This is a genomic window from Rhodococcus sp. (in: high G+C Gram-positive bacteria), from assembly GCF_049591685.1.
GTDB lineage: Bacteria > Actinomycetota > Actinomycetes > Mycobacteriales > Mycobacteriaceae > Rhodococcoides.
Map to the genome: position 1 here is coordinate 1 of NZ_JBAWFH010000465.1, position 4,741 is coordinate 4,741.

4 protein-coding genes are annotated in these 4,741 nt (G+C 65.5%); 2 read left to right on the forward strand and 2 right to left on the reverse strand.

The window, feature by feature from the left end:
- Positions 1–1,030 (reverse strand): amidase (locus WBQ44_RS19300; protein ID WP_495568282.1); only part of this gene is annotated, 1,030 nt, incomplete at its 3' end.
- A 68-nt stretch (positions 1,031–1,098) separates the two neighbouring features.
- On the opposite strand from WBQ44_RS19300, the gene WBQ44_RS19305 reads away from it, so the two are divergent.
- Complete coding sequence (locus WBQ44_RS19305) at positions 1,099–1,662, forward strand: NADPH-dependent FMN reductase (protein ID WP_495568283.1); 564 nt, start codon at positions 1,099–1,101, stop codon at positions 1,660–1,662.
- On the opposite strand, the gene eccE is transcribed toward WBQ44_RS19305, so the two are convergent.
- Complete coding sequence (gene eccE, locus WBQ44_RS19310) at positions 1,650–3,437, reverse strand: type VII secretion protein EccE (RefSeq protein WP_495568284.1); 1,788 nt, start codon at positions 3,435–3,437, stop codon at positions 1,650–1,652. The two genes, WBQ44_RS19305 and eccE, sit on opposite strands and share 13 nt — an antisense overlap.
- Positions 3,438–3,577: 140 nt before the next feature.
- Here eccE and eccB point away from each other — a divergent pair.
- Positions 3,578–4,741: type VII secretion protein EccB (eccB, locus tag WBQ44_RS19315; protein ID WP_495568285.1), on the forward strand; the 1,164-nt coding region annotated here is incomplete at its 3' end.

Genomic DNA, 4,741 nt, shown 5'->3' on the forward strand with positions numbered 1-4,741 from the left:
CCGTGACTACCTCGACGCCCAATGACTTCGCCGTGTCGATCGCTGTAGTCATCAAACTGCCGATAGAGGTGGGTAAGTTGTCGAACGCATCGGAGGGGACACCAACGCGCATATCGGCGAGTGCGCGAGGTCTTCCTGACGGAGCCAACGGAAACTTCTCATCGGGGGAGGCCCGTGTCGTGGGGTCGGCTTCATCCACACCGGACATATAAGTGAGTAGAAGCGATGCGTCCGCGAGGCTGCGGCCCATAGGGCCGGCGTGGTCTCGGGTCCAAGTGAGAGGGATCATTCCGGAGGTGCTGCAACGGCCGAAAGTGGGCTTGATGCTGGAGATGCCACACGCGCTTGCGGGAATCCGAATGGACCCGCCGGTGTCACTACCGGTTGCGAGCGGAGCGAAGCGTGCGGCTACGACTGCAGCACTTCCACCGGAAGAACCGCCGGGGGAGTAACTGGTGTTCCACGGGTTGCCGACCTGGGGCGTGGTCACCCCGATGGCGAATTCGTCGGTATGTGCGTGTCCAAGAAGCACCATGCCGGATAGCTCGAGTCGGCGCCAGACTCCGGAGTGCGAGGCGGCCACGTTTCCATCCAATACCCGGCTGGAGGCGGTGAGAGGGAGCCCAGCGACGGCATAGATGTCTTTCAGCGCTATGGGGATGCCGCAGACCAAATCAGGTTGTCCATATTGTGCGCGAGCGGCCTGGGACAGGCGTTGGCCCGCGGCCTCGGCGGCGGCATAGGCGACCTCTGGATAGATGCGGATCCAGGCGCCGATGTCCCCGTCGAGTGCCCGACTGCGGTTCAGACAGGCGTCGACAACTTCTTTCGGGTGCAACTCGCCCGCTTGCAAAAGACTCGCGGCTTCGACAGCGGAGAACAGCGCCGGGTCAGTTACCGATACTGCATCTATGGGAGGCAGAGAATCGGCAGATTGTGCTCGAGCCGTGGTGTTGCGAGCAAGGGCGATACCGGCACCACCGGTTGCCGCAACACCCATGAACTTGCGTCTGGAGAAAGATCGCACCATGCCGCGAGGGTATCGCACCGATCGATGGCGCACAGAAGGACGGCTGGTCCGCGGCTAGGCTGTCCGCCGTGACCACTCCACCCCTTCGCCTCGCCGTCGTCACCGCCAGCGTGCGACCGGGCCGACTCGGACCGGTTGTCGCCGAATGGTTCTCGAAGCACGTGGGACAACGGGCCGACTTCGAAGCCGTCGCGGTGGATCTCGCCGACCTGAACTTGCCGTCGGACCTCGCGCAGTGCGCCGGGATCGACGCATTGGCAGAGGCCATAGGTGCAGCGGACGCCGTTGTAGTGGTGACACCCGAGTACAACCACGGCTATCCGGCGTCGCTGAAGTCAGCTCTCGACAGTCTGAAATACGAATGGCGAGGCAAGCCGATCGGCTTCGTTTCCTACGGCGGTGTGTCAGGAGGCCTGCGAGCAACCGAACAGTTACGCCAGGTCGCAGCGGAGCTACACATGGTCTCCGTTCGCGACAGCGTGATGTTCGCGCGCGCACGCAAGGCATTCGACGATCGAGGCGCAACGAGCGATACGGTGGCCGTGGACTCGGCTACGCGAATGCTCGACCAAATCCACTGGTGGGCAACGGCAGCCCGGTTGATGCAGGAGTCAACGCCCTACCCCGGGTAATCACCCGGTGAGCCTGATGTTCCGGTGCCCGGTGAGCCGATGTTCCTCGGTCTGCCGATGAACGCCGTCTCCTGCGCAATGGTGACCAGAACAAGATCGAGACGGTGTCGTGGAGTGCGAACCACGATGCGATCGCCCACCGCGCCGGGTTGCACGACCGAGACGTCGGGATCCTGCGCTGGCGCGCGCGACGGATGTTCGACGACCGTGAGCACCGTTCCGTCGACTGTCGGCGGGGGCTCGACAGCGTCGAGGGGATTCGAGTAGTCCTGCACCACAAGGTCGAACCGGCCTCTCGCCGTGCTCGCGTCGTGCGGCACCGGGCCACGACGGTGATGCCCACCGTCGATGCGAAGCCGGTCCGGCGTAGCAACCGAATCGACCATCGTCCGCCACGCGTGTACGCGGTCGGTGCAGACGAGCACGCGGGCGCCGGTCGCAACGGCTCGAAATACGAGTTGCTGCGCGAGGTACAGCTCTCCGGCGACGTGGACGGTTCGGACGCCTACGCCGTGAATGCGAAGGGCAACGCCGCGGCCCGACTCGTCGGAACCCAAGAGCTGTCCGCATCCACCGGTGGCGAGCCGAAAATCTCCGAGCCTGGACGAGGTGACTCGGCGGCGTAGTGGGCCCAGGCCGTACGCGGGTATCGCGAGTGGTAGCGACGTGAGCAGAGACTCCCGTTGTCTGCCGTTCATGGAGACCAGGCCGGGCAGTTTGGGCACCCTGGGCGTCGAGCGGCCGACGAAGCCGCAGGAGCCGGACATCACGACGCGCTGGTCCGGCCCGGGTTCGAGGTGCAGGATCACAGAGCTCGACAGTGTCGACGTCGCCCACAGTCGATCGAGACCGCGGTTGTCGAGCGTGCCGACATCGAGGCCGTGCCCGACTCGGGTGACCCCGGGCAGCGGAGTCGAACACCAACTCTCCGTGAAGGATTCGAAGGGAACGCCGCGGCACATATGTACAGCGGCGGCCTGAATCTCGTGGCGCGTCAATATCCGTGAATGTATGCCCCGTGCTTCGAGGGCTCGAGCGACGCGTTCCGTCGCAATACGCACGGTGCGGGAGCCCCCGAGTTCGCCACCGCCGCGTGCCGCGACGGCGTCACGGTTGGTGCGTACGTCGAGCGTGACGCTGACCCACACGGTCCGCGTCGCAACGGCGGGTAGTGGGCCGATCAGTTGCTCGTACACTTCCGACGCCGGTGAGCCCGAGGTGGCGCGGACGCCATGGGAGACCACGTCGATTCCGCTCAGTGAGATGTCGTGTTGAGTCAGGCAGCTACCGAGGACGTTCAGATCGATCGGGGAATCCGTGTTCGACTCCGCAGCAGCGAGTCTTGTGACAGCACCGCGTGGTGGTCGGAGTTCGAGTACGCAGCTCAGGCGGTCCTGCCGTCGGTGAATGCCGGCCACCTCCCCGTCCTGCAATTGCATCTCGGTGGTGACGCCGGGTGAGGTGGTCGACCGGGTGGCAAAGCGGACGACGGTGACAACCCAGTCCGGTATCGGCCGGCCCGCGACCACGACGAACGGTAGAAGAGCGAGAAGGAGGGCCAGAACGAGCACTGTTCGGGATGAGAGAAGCAGAGCCGCCGCCGCCGATGCTGTCACGAGGAGTTCCACGACCAATGTTGTCGTCAAGGGTGGAAATCGCAGAGCAAGAACAGGTTTCGTACGGACGGGATGCCGTCGTGGTGCCGGGTTCGCCGGCCTGGGAGCGGGCGGTTCGTCCACATTCGTGATCGAACGGCGACGTGTCGGCGCGTGCATCCGCAAATCCTCCCCCCGAAGGCTGTGTGTTCGAACCGGATCCCCACCGCGGCTCGTCCGAGGCACTGTACACCGGATGTGATCGAGCGCGGCGTACACGATGTTCTCGAGGTCTGTACTGTGACCCGCGGGAACGGCTCGTGGGGGAGCCGGTCGAACACCGGGGGGCGATCGTGGCGGCAACGCCGACAACGAAATGGCAGGTCGGCGGGTACAGGTTCCTCGTCCGGCGCATGGAACACGCCCTGGTGCGTCGGGACGTGCGGATGCTGCACGATCCGATGCGGTCGCAGACCCGTGCGTTGTCGGTGGGGCTCGTCATCGCGTGTCTCGGGCTCGCCGGGTGCGCCGCACTGGCGCTCCTGCGGCCCCAGGACAAAATCGGAGACGCAGGGATCATCGTCGCGAAGGATTCCGGTGCGATGTTCGTACGGGTCGACGACACCGTGCACCCGGTGCTCAACCTTGCGTCGGCTCGTCTGGTTCTCGGCAGCGCGGACGATCCGACTGTCGTGGCCGAGAAGGAGTTGGCGGGCACGAGGCGCGGCGCTCTTGTCGGGATCCCCGGAGCCCCTGCGACTCTGCCGTTCGACGCCGAGGGCGATGCCGTCACGTGGTCCGTGTGCGACACCCTCGGCAGCACTGGCGGGGTGGCCGGTACGACAGTGCTGGCGGGAGAACCGCAGCACGACGACGACATCGCTCAGGTGGAAAACACGGACGCGTTCTTGTGGCGCACAGTGGACGGGACGTTCCTGGTGTACGACGGGGTACGCGCGCAGATCGACCTGGCCGATCGTGCGGTCGTACGCGCGCTGGGACTGGAGGACGCTTCTGCGTCCGAGGTCAGTGCTGCACTGGTGAACGCGATTCCGACGGTGCCTGCGATCACGCCGCCGCTCATACCCCGGGCAGGTGAGTTGCCCGCCTACGAATTCGCAGGAAGAACGATCGGGTCGGTGGTCAAGGTGTCCGGTGTGGGTCTGCAGTACTACGTGGTTCTCGCAGACGGCATCCAAGCAGTGACCGAAGCAACTGCCCAGCTGATCAAGTTCGCCGACTCGCAGGGTAGCCCCGACATCGAGTCACTCAACCCCGACGCGCTTCGCGGCGCACCCACGGTGAACCGGCTCGCCGTCGATACGTTCCCCGACGCGCGACCTGACATCGTCGATACCGCGACCAAGCCGGTGTCGTGCCTGTCGTGGACGCCTCAGGAGGCGCCCGACGGGGGACCCACCGCGCGGCTGTCGATGTCGTCGGGACGCGCGCTCCCGCTGCCGGACGGCGCAGTACCCGTCCGG